Raw genomic sequence first — 17,636 nt, forward strand, 5'->3', positions numbered from 1 at the left:
ACAGAAAGCAATCGAGATGTCAGCCATCGCCCTCCACCGTGATCGATATCAAACCGCTCCCCCGGCGATTGACCTACCGCGCTGCCTCCAAGCGTACTCTGGCCTATCGGGGCCGCGGCGTTACCTCGGAACCAAGGCCGTAACCCGCCGAGCGACCTCGAATCGGTGGGTTACGCTCCGCTAACCCACCCTACGTTTCATGTTCACTCGAATGCCGAATGGAATTAGGAATCGCGTTCGGGGCAAGAGCCGGGCACTTCTCGGAATTGCCAAGACAATGCCGGTTTCATACGATTTCATCGGCGTTCGTTATTGAAACGCTAAGTCATTAGTACCAGTTACAGAATTACAATCCAATGAATCAGAAGTTGAGTCGGCGCGGATTCTTGAAATCCGCTTCCTTAGTAGCCTTAGGGGGAACGCTTTTCAACGTGGCTCGGGCTGTCCCGCCTGCGTCCGAAGGGCTTCGTTTGGGCCCTGGTCAGCTCTTTTCCTTTGAGGCGCTGATCGAGCGGGCTGCTGCCATGGCCAAGGCGCCCTATGAATCACCACCCAAACCCCTGCCCAAAGTCGTTCAGCAGATCGATTACGATGCTTGGGGGAATATCCGTTACCGTCCCGATTATGCTTTGTTCGCGAATGGGCCGTCCCTCTATCCGGCTACTTTTTTTCACGTGGGCCAGTTCTTCCAGAAGTCGGTCAAGATGCACGTTCTGGAGCACGGAGTGGCGCGGGAAATCTTGTACAGACCCAAGTATTTTTCGATGCCCAAGGACAGCATCGCCCGCAAGCTGCCTGAAGATACGGGCTTTGCAGGTTTTCGCCTGCAGGAATCTCGGAAGCGCAAGGACTGGCGAACCCAAGACTGGATAGCCTTTCTCGGCGCCTCATATTTTCGGGCTATCGGCGCCTTGGGCCAGTACGGACTGTCCGCCCGCGGCGTTATCGTGGACTCCGCCGAACCCACGCCTGAAGAATTTCCGGATTTCACCGAATTTTTCATCGAGGGCGCTCGGAAAGAGGACCAGCCGGTCTCGGTTTACGCTCTGCTGAATAGCCCCAGCCTTACCGGTGCTTATCATTTTTCGATCCGGCGTACCGAGGGCGTGATACAGGACGTCGAGGTGGTTCTTTTCCTGCGCAAGGACATCACCCGGTTGGGACTGGCCCCATTGACCTCCATGTATTGGTTCAGCGAAAAGGAGAAACGCCAACGCGAGGACTGGCGCCCGGAAGTCCACGATTCCGACGGTCTCGCGATCTGGAACGGCAACGGCGAACGGCTCTGGCGTCCGTTGATCAATCAGCCCTTCGCCGTGACCTCCAGCTTCGCCGACAAGGGGCCGAAAGGTTTCGGCCTGATGCAGCGCGACCGGGTGTACGAAAACTATCTCGACGGCGTCAACTACGAACGGCGGCCCAGCCTGTGGGTGGAGCCGCTGGACGACTGGGGCCCCGGCGCCGTCCAATTGGTGGAACTGCCTACGGACGACGAAATCCACGACAACATCGTGGCTTACTGGCGGCCGGACGGACCGGCGCGTGCCGGCAATTCCTACCGGCTGCGCTATCGGCTGCACTGGCTGGGGGACGAGCCCCACCCGGCGCAGGTGGCCCGCTGCGTGGCGACCCGGATCGGGCGTGGCGGTCAGCCGGGAAAACCCCGGCCGAAGGGCGTGTACAAGATTTGCGTCGAATTCGCGGGCTCGGCGCTGGATCCGCTGTGGGGCGATTCGGTCAAGGCCGAACCGGTCGTCTCCGCGTCCGGCGGAACCGTCTCCGGCGCCTTCATCGAGCCGGTGCCGGGCACGCGCCGCTGGAGGGCTATCTTCGACCTCGTCCCGACCGGCAGCGATCCTGTCGAGCTCCGGCTCTACATCCGCGGCAACGGCGATGCGCTGACCGAAACCTGGCTCTACCAGTTCCGCGCGGGCCCGGCCTAATTCCAAATCGCTTTCAATAAGGCATTAATTTTTGTAGGGTGGGTTAGGCCGCGAGGCCGTAACCCACCGAGCGATCTCGGATCGGTGGGTTACGCTTCGCTAACCCACCCTACAAGTCTACAGATCGATCACGAGCCGGTTCAGATTCGGTGCCTTGATGAGATCGCCGTCGATCTCGCACGGTTTGCCGTCGGCGTGGGCTTGCCGCGCGCCCGGATAGCGAAGGACGATCCGTTTCGGCGCGGTTCCGGTCACGCTCAGATCGACCGTCACTTGCGATTCGCCGCGGCGGGCTCTGAGACTGACCGTTCCGAAGCAGGTCGGCAGCTCGTTCAGCGTAATGCCTTCGCCTTCCCACCAGGCATCGGGGACGGCTCGAAAAAGTTCGAGCGTGCCGCCGTTTTCCCTAATCAACATGCGGCGGATCGCGGTGGCGAATTCGGCGCCGATCCAGGTGTGAGGCATATCGCCGATATAGTCCGGCACGCGCGGGTCGGCCCAGACGACCTCGGCCCAATGACGCCAACCGGCGGGTCTGCGCCAGGTGAGCGCATCCCCGAGGAGCCGGAAGGCTTCCTCGGTTCGACCCAGCGCCACGAGCGCGTTCAGATTGCGAATCTCGTACGGCGTAAAGCCCCCTTGGAAGTCGGGCGCGCGAATGAGTTCGAGATGGTCGAGATACAGATCGTAGGTTGCCTGAATGTACTCCGCCGGAAGCACATCCTCCACACGGCAGGGTTCGAAAGCGATGGAGGTCGACGTGGGATCGACATCCTCGCGATCGGCGGAGGCATGGACCAGCCCCGAACCGAGCTCTTCGGTCGTCATTCGCAATGAGCGGGCCAGGTTTGCGGCGAACTCCTGTTCCTTGGTTTCGGCCAGGTTCGCGATTTCCGCATCGCCGATCTCGGCGGCCAGATAGGCGCAGTCGCGCCACGCCCGCAACGCGAAAAAGTTGTCCCAGTAGCTGTAGGTCGGCTTGTTGTAACCCTCGTGGCTGATGGATGGCGCCAAAAGCCCATGGAACCGCGTTTCGGGCCCGTGCAGCGCATTGGTTCGCGCGCAGAGTTCCTCGATGAATCGGGTGGCCCGGACGACGGGTTCGAAAATGGCTTCGAGAAAGGCGCGATCCCGGCTGAAGCGATAGGTGTCGGCTGCGATCGCCACGAACTGGCCCTGGGCGTCGAACTCGATGTCGCTTCCGTAGCCGCGGTTTACGCTACCGTCGGGATTCAGGATCGGCGGCACCATGCCGTTGTCGTAGATGCGTTTCGAGTACCACAGCACGTAGCGCTCGGCCTCTTCGATCAAACCGGCGTAGAGCAGGGCAAGGGCCTGCGAGGAGCCGTCGCGTATCCAGGTTCGGTCGTAATTGCGCGGACCGGGCTTGAAGGCATAGCGGGTGGCGTTCACCAGGATGAGTCCCGTCTGTGCCTCGACCGTATCGCTGACTTCGCGGTCTCCCACCGTGATTCTGCGCGGGCCGATCTTCTCGCGCCAAACTCGAGCGACCTTCTCGCGAATGCTGGCGAAGTCGACCTCCGTGTCGGGTGCGATACCGTCCCTGAGCGGAGCCGATACGACGAAGGAAGCGGTCTCGCCCGGGGCCAGGGAAAAGTCGAACTCGCATGCGGCACTCAGGAGACCGGAATCGGAATGCAAGCAGCGTTCGGTGTGCTGCGGCTGGTTCTCGATCAGTTTCACCACGTCTCCGTCGTGAAATTCGGCGATCGTCGCGACATCGGGGGCACTCGAAAAACCGGCATACCACCCATCGTTGACCCGAACCTCCTTTCCGTCGATGGCTATCGAGTTGATGATCGCGTGTCCGCCGTGTTGCCAATACGGGTTGATTTGGGCGGGGCGCAGCGCGAGGACGAGCGCCCCTTGCTGCGGCACGCCGGCGCGGTTCGTGATGCGGTACTCGACTATCGCTTGCCCTGCATCGGCGAGGGCGGTCGCCCTAAGTTCCACCTCCCGCGCCGACCACGCGACGGAAGGAATGGGCAGCGCGCCGTCGGCCAGCGTTTGAGTGATCGCGGAAGCGCCGGGCGCGCCGTGAAGCGTTCCGTCCAGTCGAAACAACGGCATGAGTTGGCCGGAACCGGGGCGGGGCTCGAGATTGCCGTATTCGTCGAAAAGGGCATCCTCGGACCGATCGATCTCCCCGAGCACGGTCCAATAGACCTGCCGCTCCAGAAGAGCCTGCGGATAAAGATCGCTGCGCGCCACTTGCGCCGCGCGCTCCAGTTGGCCGATCGGCATTCTGTCCTTATTCAGGATGCGGAGCTTGAGTTCGTCGACGACAGCCCCTTCCGGACTGCTTGCCTCGTGAACCGTGAAGCGCAGATAGCGGCTCGTGGTGGATCGCCAATAAAAGCTGTCGTAGTCGCCGTTGCCGAGGATGATGCGGCCGACCTCCCGAAAGTTCTCGCCGTCGTCGGAAAGCTCGACCGAAAAGTCGGTTCCGTAAGTCTCTCCCCATTGGACCAGCACGCCGAGCGGCGATCGCGTATACCCGAAATTGACGGTAATGCTCTCGCCTGGCGGAATCTTGACCGGCCCACGGCCCAACGCCGCGATTCGCCCCGGCTCTTGCACCGACGCGGCCTCGCCCGGACCGTACAGGTTGATTTCGACGATTTCGAGGCCCCGCTCCGGCTCCGGATCGGCGCAAGTCCAGCGCACGAATCGAGCCTCCGTCGGCGGAAACGCGAAGACGTCTTGACCGCCCTCGCCGTGGCGGGTGGCACAAAGAGGCGTCCACGCTTCGCCGTCGAGCGAGGACCCGAAAGAATATACCTTGGGCGCATGCCTGCCCCAGTAAACCTCGAGTCCTCCGAGGATCGCGATCCGGCCGAAATCGATCTCGAGCCAGGGGGCCACCGACGGTTCGGAGACCCATCGCGTCGAGTAGGAGTCGTCGATGGCGGCTCGGGGATCGCCGCCGCTGGCAGTCACCGTCCATCGGCCTTTGTAGGGGACATTCATGCGCACTCCGCAGTCGGGTGTAGTGAGTTGGCTCAGAAGATTAACACCATTACAGCGCTGATCCGACTGCTGGCTTCACCCTTCCGCGGCAGGCGGCTCGAGGTATTCTTGCGCCACAGTTTCGTGCAGAAAGAGATAGCCGAATCCTCGGCACATCCACTGCGCACGGAATACCGGTGAAGACGTCAACTTCGCCCCATGCCATGCCCTTGTTTTCGAAGAAAGCCAATGATCAACGAGTTGACACGCTCGGGCGCGTCCGCCTGAACCCAGTGACTCGCCTCGGGGATGCGTTCGACCCGGATATTCGGAACCCATCGTTCCAAACCCTGGGTCAGCCCGATACCGAGATAGCGATCCTGCGCACCCCAGATCAAAAGTGTCGGCGCATGAATGGGGCGGATCTGCCGCCGGAATCGGAGAAGGTTGCGGCGGAACAGGGCACGGTAATAATGAATCGCCGCAGTCAGCGCGCCCGGCTGCGCCAGGGCTTGCTTGTAGCACTGAATGTCGGCTTCGGTGAACGCATCGGGCCGCACCGGATCGGTCCGCAATATCCGGCCTAATCCGGCATAATCATCCGCTCGAATCAGCCTTTCGGGCAGCCACGGGAGTTGGAAGAAGAATACGTACCAGGACTTCCGCAACTGCGCCGGCGTCCTGAGTTCCTGAAAGAAACGCTCCGGATGCGGGGCATTCAGGACGATCAAATTCTCTACCGCCTGCGGATGGCGCATGGCCAGAAACCAGGCGATGGCACCGCCCCAATCATGTCCGACCACCGCGCATCGCTCTTGGCCCAGCGCGTGAATGATCGCGAGCACGTCGTCCGCCAGGGTTTCCAGGCGATAAGGCCTGATTCCAGCGGGTTTTTCGGACTCGTTGTAGCCGCGGAGATCCGGGGCGACTACGCGAAAGCCCGCTCCCGCCAGCGCCGGGATTTGGTGACGCCATGAGTACCAGAATTCCGGAAATCCGTGCAGCAACACGACAAGAGGCCCGGTTCCGGCTTCCACCCAGTGCAGGCGTATTCCGTTGACTACCGCGTAGCGGTGATTCCAGTGCCGGGATGATGCCTCTCCGGGTGCCATACCTTATCGATAGCTGCTGCGCGGAAGTCAGCTGTGCGAGGTCCCCGGCTTCTCGGCGATGAGGGCCCGCAGCGCGGCCTTGGGCTCGTCGAGAAGGGGGCGGCCATGGTCGAAGCAGAGCACCGCGAAGTCCAGGTCCAGCAAATTCCGCACGCTCTGCCGGGTTAGCGCCGGGTTCTCGTGATACTCGGCCGGAACAAAGGCCAAGGCCTCGCCGGCTCCGTGTGACAAGAGATCCGGGCAAAACAGGATGCCGGGACGCTTCGGCAAGAAGAAGGCGTAATGCGCGGTTTCGGGTCCCGGCGTGTGGATCGCCCGAAGGCCCCCCGGCAGAACATCGCCTGCCCGGTAGCGCAGGTCCGGTTCCTCGTCCATGGGCCGCGTGCCGTCGGGCGCATACACCTTCACGCCCAAACGACGGCGGTAATGCCAGGCGGCCCACTGATGGCAGGCGGCGGTGAGGCAAATCGCCTCCACCGGCCCTAAGCGTTCGAGGATCGCTGTCTCGACCCTCAAGGGATCGATAAGGACCATGCGGTCACCCGACGCGATGGCGTGCGCATCGCTCTCGTAACCGATACGATCATCCTGCACGGACCAGCGCCACACCCCGGGCACCACGGTTTCGATCGTTGCCGCAATGGCTTTCGGTTCGGACATCACACTTCCTTTCGGATCGTCTTCTTTGTTTAGACGCCGGCCTCATCCGTATGCTCCTGTCGGTCGCGCGGCGTGCTCGATCGCGCCACTTCGCACGGTGATCGGCGAATAGCCGACGGAATTTCCGAATCACCCGCAATCCGTTCGGCCGCCTTTTTCATTTCGGTAACACTCGCGTGCAACTCCCTTTCGGGAGACGAGTCTGATTAGTCAGGCGAGCGCAGTACGGAACACTCCGAGGAGAATGCCATGAAGCGGAACTCAACACTGTACGGGGCGGCCGTGGGGGCCGCGTTGATGTATTTGCTCGACCCGGATCGCGGGCGATATCGCCGGGCCGTTCTCCGCGACAAGACGACGAGCAGCATGAACCGATTCGATGACGCGTTTCAGGTGGCCCTGCGCGACCTTCGCAATCGCGCGGTCGGCATGGTCGCGGAGCTCAACGGGTGGCTGACGGCGGGGCCTGTCCCCGACGACTTGCTGGTTGATAGGGTACGGTCCAATATCGGACGGGTGGTCTCCCATCCCAAAGTCATCGACGTCAAGGTGCAGGACGGTTTTGTGACGCTCTCCGGTCCGGTACTGGCGCATGAGCACAAGCCGCTCTACCGGTGTGTGGCCTCGGTACGCGGAGTCAGGGGTGTGGACGATCGGCTGGAAGTACATGAGACCGCGGAGCAGATCCCCGAACTTCAGGGCGGAGTTCCGCGCCGCCGGATACGCCCGGACATCTTGCAGGAGAACTGGGCGCCGGCCACCCGGCTGATCGCCGGCGCAACCGGAACCACCCTGGCGGTCAATGCCCTGCGGCATGCGAGTCCGCTCACGGCCGTTTTGGGTTTGGCGGGTTCCACCCTGATCCTGCGGGCACTGACCAACAAACCGCTCACGGGCGGACCGAGCGTCGCCGAAGGCTACCGCCCCGAAGCAATTCAATCGCCTCGCCCCGCGCCCGAGACGACCCAACAGCCTCCCCCGTCCGAACGGGAGGAAGCGCTCCATTAAGAGAAGAGAGACTCAGGATGAAAGTCCTCATACTCAGTTCAGACTATTTCGAGGATGCCGAACTCCTCGTGCCGTACTACCGGCTGAAAGAGGAGGGAATTCCGGTCGAGATCGGTTCCGACAAAACCGGGACGATCATCGGCAAACACGGCTACGAAGTGGCGGTCGACAAGAAGCTTTCGGAAATCGTTCCGCAAGATTACGACGTTCTTCTGCTCCCCGGCGGCAAAGCGCCGGCCGCATTGCGGGAGGAACCCTCGGCCTTGGCGATCGCCAAGGCTTTCATGCAGAACGATCGGCCGGTAGCGGCCGTTTGCCACGGGCCGCAGATCCTGATTTCGGCCGGTGTGCTGAAAAATCGGCACGCCACTTGTTATCGGGCCGTCGCGGACGAAATGAGGCAAGCCGGAGCCCATTATGAAGACCGGGAGGTCGTCGTGGACGGCAATCTGGTAACGTCGAGACAACCCGCGGATCTCCCGGCGTTCATGCGGGAATTCATGAAGCTCCTGAAAAACAGGGCTTCTCGTTGATACGGAAGAATTACCGGAACAGCCATGAATACCGAACAAGCCCGCTTGCGGGAACTCCAAATGCAAATGGAGGAATGGCAAGCCGAACTCGACCGGCTGGAAGCGTGGCCAGCGACCCGGCTCGAGCAAAAGGAGCGGATCGAGGCGCTAAGGGAAAAACTGCGGATCGGCGCGGAACAGCTGAGCGAGTGGCGCGACGGCGGACGCTTGGAAATACCTTAAACGCAACCGGGGCTAGCGATGAAACCCGGTGTCTTCAGCAGTGCTCGTAAATCCTATGGATACACTTTTCGAAAACCGCACGGATGCCGGACGCCAGCTGGCGGAGGCTTTGGGCGCTTATGCCGGCCGTTCCGACCTGATCGTGCTCGCCCTGCCCCGCGGAGGGGTGCCGGTGGCGTACGAAGTTGCCCGTGCCCTGAAAGCGCCGTTGGACCTCTTGATCGTGCGAAAGCTCGGAACACCCGGCAATCCGGAGTTGGCCATGGGCGCGATCGCCAGCGGAGGCGCCTCCGTCCTGAACCGCGATGTGGTATCGATCTACCGGATCAGCGACGAAGTTATCGAGAACGCCGCCGCGAAAGAGCGCCAGGAACTGGAGCGCCGCGAGCGGCTTTACCGGGGCGATCGTCCGTACCCCGATATCGAGAACCGCTGCATCATCGTGGTGGACGACGGCATCGCCACGGGAGCGACCATGCGCGCCGGCCTCGCCGCCCTGCGCCAGCGAAACCCGGCTTGCGTCGTGGTCGCCGTGCCGCTGGCGCCGGTGGATACGGTGGAGCGTTTGCGCGCCGAAGTCGACGAGGTGGTCTGCTTGATGACTCCCGAGCCGTTTTTTGCAGTGGGTCAAGGATACCGGGACTTTTCCCAGACCACCGATGACGAGGTTCGGGAGATTCTTACCCGAGCCTGGGGCGAGACATCGGATTAAACAAGCTTTTTGTTCGGCAGGGAGATGAAGAGATGAATCAAGCCGCACCCTCGGATTCCATTGAATTTCCGGTAGGTCCGGCGGGCGTGACGCTGTCCGGCTCGCTGTTCATTCCGGACCAGCCTCAAGGACTCGTGATCTTCGCCCACGGCAGCGGCAGCAGCCGGTTCAGCCCGCGCAACCGCGCCGTCGCCGATTTCCTCAACCGCGCCGACCTCGCTACGCTGCTGTTCGATCTTCTCACCGCGGAGGAACACGAGGTCGACCAGTACACCCGTCAATTCCGTTTCGACATCGGCCTTTTGACCGATCGCCTGGTGGGCGCGATCGACTGGGCCACGCAATACGAATTGACCACCGACCTTTCCTTCGGATTGTTCGGCGCCAGCACCGGCGCGGCGGCGGCGCTCCGGGCCGCCGCCGAGCGTCCGGAATCGGTGGCGGCCGTGGTATCGCGGGGCGGACGGCCGGATCTCGCGGAGGAGCGATTGCCCGAGGTTCTGGCACCCACGCTCCTGATCGTCGGCGGTTACGACGATGTGGTCATCGAGCTCAACCGCTTGGCGGCGGAGCGCATGAATGCCGTGAACCGGCTGGAGATAGTCCCCGGCGCGACCCATCTGTTCGAGGAACCCGGCACGCTGGAAAAGGTGGAAGAACTCGCCCGCGACTGGTTCCTGAAGTATCTGCGTCGATGAACCGCGGCCCGCTTCGCCTGTTCGCGCTGAGCGAAAGCCGGACATTGGGAGAAAACATCGCCCGCGCATTGGGTTCTGACTTGTCCTTAGTCGAGGAAAAAGATTTCGACGACGGCGAGCACAAGGCGTATCCGGCCGAGAACGTGCGGGACTCCGACGTATTCGTGGTGCAATCGCTGTACGACGAGCCCGGCAAGACCGTCAACGACAAACTGTGCCGCCTGTGGTTTTTTGTCGGTGCGCTCAAGGATGCGTCCGCCGCCTCGGTGACTGCGGTCGTGCCGTATTTGGCCTATGCTCGGGCCGACCGGAAAACCCGGCCGCGCGAACCGGTCACGCTGCGTTATGTGGCGCAGCTGTTCGAGGCCGCGGGCGCGGACCGGGTTATCACCCTCGACGTCCACGATCTGGCGGGTTTTCAGAATGCCTTCCGCTGCCGGACCGACCATTTGGAAGCCGGGAAGCTGCTGATCGAGCATTTCGCGGCGAAACTCCACGGAGACGTGGCCGTGGTCTCGCCCGACGCAGGTGGGCTCAAACGGGCAGAGAGCTTCCGCCGCAAGTTGTCCCGGCGGCTCGGCGCGACTGTCGGCAGCGCCCTCATGGAAAAGTACCGCAGCGATGACACGGTACGCGGTGCGATTCTGGCGGGAAATGTGCGCGGCAAAACGGCCCTCATCGTCGATGACATGATCAGCACCGGCGGCACCGTAGCGCGCGCCGCCCAGGTTTGCCGCGAACAAGGCGCCTTAGCCGTCCACGTCGCCTCAACCCACGGTCTGTTCGTCGGCGAGGCCGCGAGCGTCGTGGCCGATCCCGTCCTGGACAGCCTGGCCGTCACCGACAGCGTTCCGCTTTTCAGGCTTCCTCCGGAAACGGCTCAGGGGAAGCTGACGGTCATCCCGATCGCGCCGCTGTTCGCGGAAGCCGTCCGGCAGATCCATGCCGGCGGTTCCGTCAGCGCGTTGATGGAGGATTGAAAGAGCCGGCCGAAACCGCTGAGCGCCCAACAAGTAAGTCGGGAATCCTTTCCCGACGTTAACGGGTCGGCACGCAGGCTTGTCGGCAAAGGATTGCCGACCTACTAACTTCGTTCAGCACATCCTACGAACGGGTCCGTCGGCCAAGGATTGCCGACCTGCGAACCTGAGCTTGGATCGATAAACGCCAGCCCGGGTTAATGTTTGCCGCCTTTATGTCCGCCCTTGCGCGTCGGCTCGCGATCCTCTTCTTTTCCGTGACCGCTGCCGCCCCGCTTTTTCCCGCCGCCGTGAATTTTGTTCACCGTGGCCCACGCGCGCCGCTCGGCTTCCTCTTCGGGGACGCCGCGCGATTCGTAACCTTCCTCGATGTGCCGAGCCTGCCGTTTCTGCTTCTCGGTGTACTTTTCTTTACTTCCTCTGGCCATAGCCCTGTCCTCTGCCGTTCGGACCGATGTTCGAATGGGAACAAGCCGACCTCGGTCGAACTTATTCCAAACCGTTTTCGAGAAGGGATTCATGTTTGTAGGGTGGGTTAGGCCGTCAGGCCGTAACCCGCTGAGCGGCCTCGGACCTGTCCTGAGCCAAGTCGAAGGGTCGGTGGGTTACGCGGAGCCTGTCCTGAGCCTGTCGAAGGGCTAACCCGCCATCGATGGGTTTCGCTTCGCTCTACCCATCCTACGATGAATGTTCACTCGAACGCCGGATAAAATTAGACCGGCTCAGGGCCGACGAGTTTGGTCTGGCCGGTGAGTTTTATGACGGCGCCGGCCGCGAACTCGCATGGGAATCCGGCGGTCTCAGTTGAGGAAGTCCTATCGTGGAATTCTTACGGCAACTGGAGTTTCGAGCGTCATGACAAGCGTTCTCATCACGGGGAGCAACCGCGGATTGGGGCTGGAATGGTGCCGCCAATACGCCCAGGCCGGATGGCAGGTCTTCGCTACCTGCCGATACCCCGACGAGGCGGATGAATTGGCGCGGTTGGCGGACCGTTACAGAGCCGTGCGCATCCACCAGCTGGACGTGACGAACGCCGGCCGGATCGTTGCCTTAGCCGAGGAACTGCGGGAAACGCCCATCGATCTCCTGCTCAACAATGCCGGGGTTTATACCGAGAAATACCTGCCCTTGAACGCGCCCCTCAATTACGATGACTGGGCATACACGTTTCAGGTCAACACCATGGGTCCGCTCCGCATCACCAAGGCATTCGTCGAATCTCTGGCGCGCAGCGAAAAGCGGTTGGTGGTGGCGATCACCAGTCATATGGGCTCCATTGCCGAGATCGACAGCCCCGGCAGTTACTTCTACCGATCCAGCAAGGCCGCGCTGAACGCGGTGATGAAGGGACTCTCGCTGGAACTCAAGCCGTTGAACATCGGCGTGCTTCTATTTCACCCCGGCTGGGTGGGGACTCGGATGGGCGGCACCGGCGCGCCTTTGACGCCGGAAGAAAGCGTGCGCGGCATGCGAAAGCTCATCGACAAGTTCACGCTGGCGGATACCGGCCGTTTCTTTCGCTATGACGGCACCGAGATCCCCTGGTAAGAAATGCGCCCGGCTCGTGCGATGCCGACCGCTCCTCGGAACCGGAGTCATATAGCGCTCGCGGCGGCTTTCGCCAAGCGATGGGCAGCTTGATTGTGCTCTCGCGGCACTGCGCACAGGTCGAGCCGCTCGAACCGACGGGCCAAACGGCGGATTGCGGCGAATCGATGATCGTGCGGGTGCCGCTGCCAGAGCTGAACCAGAGCGGGGCAGTCGGTGTGTACTCGGAGAACGGTCCCGCGGGACTCCAATGCCAGCTCCAAAGCCCGTTCCAACGCCCCGATCTCGGTTTCGAAGGGTGGGAGAACGGACGGCACCCGCCCGGCGCTCTTCGCCACGACTTCTCCATGAGCATCGGTCACGATCGCCCCGATTCCGTTCGCTGCGCCCGAAGCCGTGCGGACGCTCGAGCCGTCGCACCAGGCTGAAAATCCTTCCGGGGGAAGCGGGCTCGCATAAACCAGCCAAATCAGGCGATCGCGGATTTGCAGGATCGTTTGCGCCCGCGCGGGTTGTAGGCGCACCTGCCGCGCGCTGCGCTGCCGGATGCGTTCGGCTAGCGCTGCCGGACCTGCCTGCTTGGCCGCAGCGATCAGCTCGGCCGTATCCGAGTCCGCGTCGAGCAGCCCATCGATCATCCGGTTGAGATGTCGGGATTCGTTGCGACTGGTATTCATCACCGGTTGGAGTCGGGAAGAGGGAGCAAGTTTTCCTGCCCACGCCCACAGACGCCGCCGGACGCTGATTTCGCGACTCGCATTTTTTCCTAGCGTTTTCGGAAACGGTCTAGTGCCTGCTCTCCTTGGTAAAGCCAACGGCCGTTGGTTTTTCATGTCTGGATTATTTCAAAACTGGAAACATTATCGTAAATAAAAAGACTTTTATGATGTTTAATTAAACTATCTGATCTAATCCATAAGAAATCGTTATTAAACAAAAGGAACAATCGTGACGATACTGATACTAACTGGATGTACATCAGCAAGGGGAAATCACTATGACGAGCGTTGAAATATTCTTGGCATTGGTATTTTTCGGCACCACCGGCGGGTCCATCGGGTTCTGCCTGAAGAATTACGACCGGATGGACGATAAGGACAAACAATGAGCAAGCGTTCGCGCCATACGCGCATAAAAAGCCGGGGTTTGGAAGCCCCGGCTTTTTTATGTCGAACAAGAACCCGGCGGCTCGAATGACGAATGCCCGCCAATCGCCTTCGATCGCGGGCTGAAGCCTGTCTTGAGCTGTGTCGAAAGGCCCGCTCCCGCAAGAAATTATCCATAATCCGCATCCGGGCGCCTCTGATCAGACAAGCGTGACCCTGCCGAAAGACCGAAGAGCGTTTTGCGGCATTCTTCACGCATTTTCATGTCTGAATGATCAAATCACTTTGAAAAAAGCCATCGGCTTTTTCACTCCGGCTCGAGAGGCACGCAATGCCCGAAACGATTGTGATCGTTCACAATAAGGTCCCGGCCCGAATCCGCATCCGGGTGCCTCTGATCAGAAATAAGCGGACTATGGCCGAGCTGCTCAAGCAAAGCCTGCTCGGGGACGCTCAGGCGAGGGGGATCTACCATGCCGAACCGAACATCACTACGGGGACCTTTCTGATCAAATATCACCCCGCCCTGCATACCGAGGCGGAGGTCATCGATCGGGTCCGGGCCATTGCACGGAACATCTCCGCCGGAACCATCGAGATTACCGCCAAGCACAAGAATCCCAAGCTCGGCAAGATGCAACCGCAGGCCTTTTTCACGCGGGAGCTGTTCGTGAGCATCGGCGGGAATGTCATTGCGGGACTCGTATTGGCGGCTCTGATCGCCCGCGGATAGTACGTCTGTCTGCCGGATCCGTGTCGATACGAGCCTTTCTATCCGGCGCATGGCCCGCCGAAACGGACCGGCCCGGTTCGGATGCGCGAACGACAATTCGTGGTTTTGCGGGAAGAGCCCGTGTCGCATCGGAAATCCGTTTCGGGGTGCAAGATTCCGCGCCCGCGGCGGATATTCGAATGAACCGCCCGGATATCGTACTCTTTCCTTTTTCGGCGACGGCCATTGCCATTTCGTTGGACGCTCCGGCCGTGCTGGCGTGGCCGAGTGGAATAGCGGACGATAATCCGGATCGTCAGGCAAAAAGTTATTCGTTTGCCGGAATCGGAGAGAGAACCGTAGGAGCGCTTCACGCCATAAACATGAATGATGCAGCGAACGGAGAGGCGCGTTCATGATCGACGGAATACGCGTACCCATCGATTCGGAGTCGCAAATTCTAATCGCTCGGCAGCAGGCCCGATTGTTGGCGGCGGAGCTGGGCTTCTGGTCGGTCGAACAAAGCTTTATCGCCATGGCCATCTCGGAGGTGGCCCTCAACATCCTTCAGTACGCCGGAAAAGGCGAAGTCATTCTGAGCAAGGCTCAAAAGAACGGCAGCCAGGGCATCGTCGTCGTGGCCCGCGACGATGGGCCGGGTATTCCCGATGTCGAATTGGCCATGCAGGAGGGATATTCGACGAGCGGGGGAGCCGGGCTGGGTCTGGCGGGTGCCAAGCGGCTGATGGACGAGTTCGAGGTCGTGTCCGACGTCGGGAAAGGGACGACCGTGACGATGAAGAAATGGGTGCGGTAGGTTGCGGTCCAGCGGTCTATGGGTGAAGCGCCGCAGGCCGACTTCCGGCGGATTGAATTGAGCGGCGGTCCGGGAGTCCAATAGCCGAGCAAGTCGTTATTTTGCCCCGTGAAAATGCAGCGTTTTTCCGGCCAGATGCCGTACCGCCGTGTCTTGGAGACATGCAATGAATGACGAAACGGTCGAGAGTGAACTCGCGGCCCAATACACGGCAGCATTGCGCGACTATTTGGCCGGCGTGGAAGGAAATCCTTTACTGCGGGCCTATCGGCTGGGACGCCAGGCCGTGGCGGAGAATTTGAGCCTCTCGGCGGTGGCCGCGATTCATCATAAAGCGCTGGCGGGCCTTTCGGCTCGAGCCATCGCTCCTTCCGAAGGCGTCGATGTTGAATTGCAGGCGGAGGTATTTTTTCGAGAGACGCTCGCGCCTTTCGAAAGGACGTCGCGCAGCCATGATGACGCCATGACCCGAATGCGCCTGCTCAACGAGAGTTTGGAAAGGACCAATAAGCGCCTGACCGAGATCTACCGCGACAAGGAACAAGCCATCGCCGAATTGAGCCAAAGCGAGGAAGCCTTGCGCATGTGTCACCTCGAGCTGGAAAAGCAGGCGAAGACGCAGAGCATGGAGCTTACAACGGCCAAAGCGACCCTGCATGCGGAGATCGCCGAACGCAAGCTCACCGAAATCGCTCTCAGGGAAAGCGAAGCCCGGTTCCGGGCGATTTTCGAGCGGGCCGGCATCGGCATCGCACTCTTGGACAAGAACGGAAGGATCAGGGAATGCAATTTCGCCCTGCAGGAGATGCTGGGCTTTAGTGCCGAGGAGCTGCACGGCCGGGTCATTTTCGACCTGAGCTACCCGGACGATCTCGAAGTCAGCATTCAGCGGTTCAAGGGCTTGGTCGAGGGGAAATACAAGCACTATAGCCTGGAAAAGCGCTTTATCCGGAAAAACGGCACGGTGGTCTGGGTCCGCAAGATCGTTTCCGGAACCTACGGGTTCAGGGGCGAACTGCAATTCGCCATCGATATGGTCGAGGACATCACCGAAAGCAAGGTCGCCGAGGAGTCTTTGCGGGAAAGCGAGGCCCGGTTCCGTCAGATCGTCGATATGACTTGCGAGTGGATCTGGGAACAGGATGCGGAAGGCCGCTACACCTATTCCAGCACCGCGGTTAAAAGTATTCTCGGTTATGACGCCGAGGAAATCATCGGAAAACCCTATTACGAGCTCTTCTTCCCGGAAGACAGAGAACGCTCTGCGGTGCTGGCACCGGAACTGATCGCTCGCGAAGAGTCCTTTGTTCGCCTGATCAACCGGTATCAGCATAAGGACGGCCGCGAAGTGTTTACCGAATCGACCGGCATCCCGCTCTCCGACAGCCGGGGCCACTTGCTGAGGTGGCGCGGGGTGGATAACGACGTTACCGAACGCAAACGCTTCGTGGACGCCCTAAGGCTTAGGGACCGGGCCATCGCCGCGTCCAGCGTGGGTATCATCATCACCGATCCCCATCAGCCGGGGAATCCCATCATCTACGCCAATCCCGCCTTCATCCAGATGACGGGCCGCAGCCGGGACGAGGTGGTCGGGTGGAATCCCCGCTTTCTGCAAGGTCCGGAAACCGATCCGAAGGCGATCGAGGAGATTCGGAAAGCCGTATGGGAAGAGCGTGATTGCCATCTGACGCTGAAAAATTACCGCAAGGACGGCACGCCGTTTTGGAACGAGCTGTTCATTTCTCCGGTGAGGGACGAAAACGGCCGGGTGACCCATTTTATCGGCACCCAGACCGACGTCACGGCATTGCGGCGCATCGAGGAAGAGCGTCACGAAATGGAAATCGCAAGGCAGATCCAGTTGTCCCTCTTGCCGAGCGTTCCGTTGCGGATGGAAGGCGCTCAGGTGGCAGGGTATTGCCTGCCGGCGGTCCATGTCGGCGGCGATTATTTCGACTATTTCGCCACCGAAGAGGGGGTCGATATCGTGATCGCCGACGTGTCCGGGCACTCGGTGGGCGCCGCTCTGATCATGGCCGAAACCCGCAGCACGCTGAAAATGGGAACCGACTGGATGGCGAAAGGACAGGCGAGGCTCCGCAACGGCGCAAAAAGGACTCTGTCGGTCTTGAATGATCTCCTGTTCGAGGATTTGAACCAGGCCAGCTTTTTCATCTCCATGTTCTACCTGAGCTACCGTTCGGATACCCGGCGGATCAGCTACGCCAATGCGGGGCACAACCGTCCGCTGTTGCTGCGTAAAGGCGAGCGGAACTGCACGGAACTGGATGCCGAGGGGCTCATTTTGGGGGTAAAGAAAGGAGTGATCTTCGAAGAGAAAGCACTCGCCTTGAACGAGGGCGATATGGTGCTTCTCTATACCGATGGGATTACCGAGGCGCGCAATAAACAAGGGGAGTTTTTCGGCGAATCCCGTCTCTGCGAGCTCGTTATCGCGCATGCTCAGGCATCCCCTCAAGAGCTGATCCAGATTATCGTCGACGAGCTCGGCGTGTTTTGTCAAAGCCGGTCCTTCGATGACGACATTTCTCTCGTGGTGCTGAAAGCACTTTAAGCCGAGGAGCGTTTTTCGAATGCCGGGGGTCCAA

Annotated in this window: 15 protein-coding genes and 1 pseudogene; 11 read left to right on the forward strand and 5 right to left on the reverse strand. The window is 60.8% G+C overall.

Annotated elements, in window-relative coordinates:
- Nucleotides 1-356 precede the first annotated feature (356 nt).
- On the forward strand, nt 357-1,943 hold the full coding sequence (locus tag ACR2TX_RS06560; RefSeq protein WP_077730942.1) for a glucan biosynthesis protein: 1,587 nt from the start codon (nt 357-359) through the stop codon (nt 1,941-1,943).
- A gap of 117 nt (nt 1,944-2,060) precedes the next feature.
- On the opposite strand, the gene ACR2TX_RS06565 is transcribed toward ACR2TX_RS06560, so the two are convergent.
- The 3 genes from ACR2TX_RS06565 to ACR2TX_RS06575 form a co-directional block, all read right to left on the reverse strand.
- Complete coding sequence (locus ACR2TX_RS06565) at nt 2,061-4,934, reverse strand: discoidin domain-containing protein (RefSeq protein WP_434131594.1); 2,874 nt, start codon at nt 4,932-4,934, stop codon at nt 2,061-2,063.
- Nucleotides 4,935-5,119: 185 nt separating this feature from the next.
- A complete protein-coding gene (locus ACR2TX_RS06570) occupies nt 5,120-6,025 on the reverse strand; it encodes an alpha/beta hydrolase (protein WP_156879871.1) in 906 nt (301 codons plus the stop codon).
- Nucleotides 6,026-6,052: 27 nt separating this feature from the next.
- Nucleotides 6,053-6,685, reverse strand: a complete 633-nt coding sequence (locus tag ACR2TX_RS06575) for an MBL fold metallo-hydrolase (protein WP_434131598.1) — start codon at nt 6,683-6,685, stop codon at nt 6,053-6,055.
- Between the two features lie 249 nt (nt 6,686-6,934).
- Between ACR2TX_RS06575 and ACR2TX_RS06580 the strand changes: the two genes are divergently transcribed.
- The 6 genes from ACR2TX_RS06580 to ACR2TX_RS06605 are packed head-to-tail and all read left to right on the forward strand — an operon-like array spanning nt 6,935 to nt 10,838.
- Complete coding sequence (locus ACR2TX_RS06580; protein WP_077730939.1) at nt 6,935-7,693, forward strand: BON domain-containing protein; 759 nt, start codon at nt 6,935-6,937, stop codon at nt 7,691-7,693.
- Between the two features lie 17 nt (nt 7,694-7,710).
- On the forward strand, nt 7,711-8,226 hold the full coding sequence (locus ACR2TX_RS06585) for a type 1 glutamine amidotransferase domain-containing protein (protein ID WP_434131600.1): 516 nt from the start codon (nt 7,711-7,713) through the stop codon (nt 8,224-8,226).
- A 24-nt stretch (nt 8,227-8,250) separates the two neighbouring features.
- Entirely contained in the window at nt 8,251-8,448 is a 198-nt protein-coding gene (locus ACR2TX_RS06590; protein ID WP_077730937.1) for a hypothetical protein, read from the forward strand.
- 55 nt (nt 8,449-8,503) lie between these two features.
- Nucleotides 8,504-9,160, forward strand: a complete 657-nt coding sequence (locus tag ACR2TX_RS06595; protein ID WP_434131602.1) for a phosphoribosyltransferase — start codon at nt 8,504-8,506, stop codon at nt 9,158-9,160.
- A gap of 32 nt (nt 9,161-9,192) precedes the next feature.
- Nucleotides 9,193-9,858: a dienelactone hydrolase family protein gene (locus ACR2TX_RS06600; protein ID WP_077730935.1), complete on the forward strand. Its 666-nt coding sequence runs from the start codon at nt 9,193-9,195 to the stop codon at nt 9,856-9,858.
- Complete coding sequence (locus ACR2TX_RS06605; RefSeq protein ID WP_156879868.1) at nt 9,855-10,838, forward strand: ribose-phosphate diphosphokinase; 984 nt, start codon at nt 9,855-9,857, stop codon at nt 10,836-10,838. Before ACR2TX_RS06600 ends, ACR2TX_RS06605 begins: the two co-directional genes overlap by 4 nt.
- A gap of 206 nt (nt 10,839-11,044) precedes the next feature.
- Here ACR2TX_RS06605 and ACR2TX_RS06610 read toward each other — a convergent pair.
- Nucleotides 11,045-11,266 (reverse strand): annotated as a pseudogene (locus tag ACR2TX_RS06610) (hypothetical protein); the annotation flags it as partial.
- A 427-nt stretch (nt 11,267-11,693) separates the two neighbouring features.
- On the opposite strand from ACR2TX_RS06610, the gene ACR2TX_RS06615 reads away from it, so the two are divergent.
- Nucleotides 11,694-12,389 (forward strand): SDR family oxidoreductase, encoded by a 696-nt coding sequence (locus tag ACR2TX_RS06615; RefSeq protein WP_077730933.1) that lies wholly within the window; start codon nt 11,694-11,696, stop codon nt 12,387-12,389.
- Nucleotides 12,390-12,436: 47 nt separating this feature from the next.
- On the opposite strand, the gene ACR2TX_RS06620 is transcribed toward ACR2TX_RS06615, so the two are convergent.
- Nucleotides 12,437-13,066, reverse strand: a complete 630-nt coding sequence (locus ACR2TX_RS06620; RefSeq protein WP_168175448.1) for a ribonuclease H family protein — start codon at nt 13,064-13,066, stop codon at nt 12,437-12,439.
- 760 nt (nt 13,067-13,826) lie between these two features.
- Between ACR2TX_RS06620 and ACR2TX_RS06625 the strand changes: the two genes are divergently transcribed.
- The 3 genes from ACR2TX_RS06625 (at nt 13,827) to ACR2TX_RS06635 (ending at nt 17,602) form a co-directional block, all read left to right on the forward strand.
- The gene (locus tag ACR2TX_RS06625) at nt 13,827-14,228 is read left to right on the forward strand and encodes a hypothetical protein (protein ID WP_077730931.1); all 402 of its coding nucleotides are present in this window, start codon (nt 13,827-13,829) and stop codon (nt 14,226-14,228) included.
- Between the two features lie 394 nt (nt 14,229-14,622).
- Nucleotides 14,623-15,024: an ATP-binding protein gene (locus ACR2TX_RS06630; protein WP_077730929.1), complete on the forward strand. Its 402-nt coding sequence runs from the start codon at nt 14,623-14,625 to the stop codon at nt 15,022-15,024.
- A 166-nt stretch (nt 15,025-15,190) separates the two neighbouring features.
- Nucleotides 15,191-17,602: a PAS domain S-box protein gene (locus ACR2TX_RS06635; protein WP_156881835.1), complete on the forward strand. Its 2,412-nt coding sequence runs from the start codon at nt 15,191-15,193 to the stop codon at nt 17,600-17,602.
- The last annotated feature ends 34 nt before the right edge of the window (nt 17,603-17,636 follow it).

Origin of the sequence: Methylocaldum sp. GT1BB (assembly GCF_051027545.1) — a bacterium.
Classification (GTDB): domain Bacteria; phylum Pseudomonadota; class Gammaproteobacteria; order Methylococcales; family Methylococcaceae; genus Methylocaldum.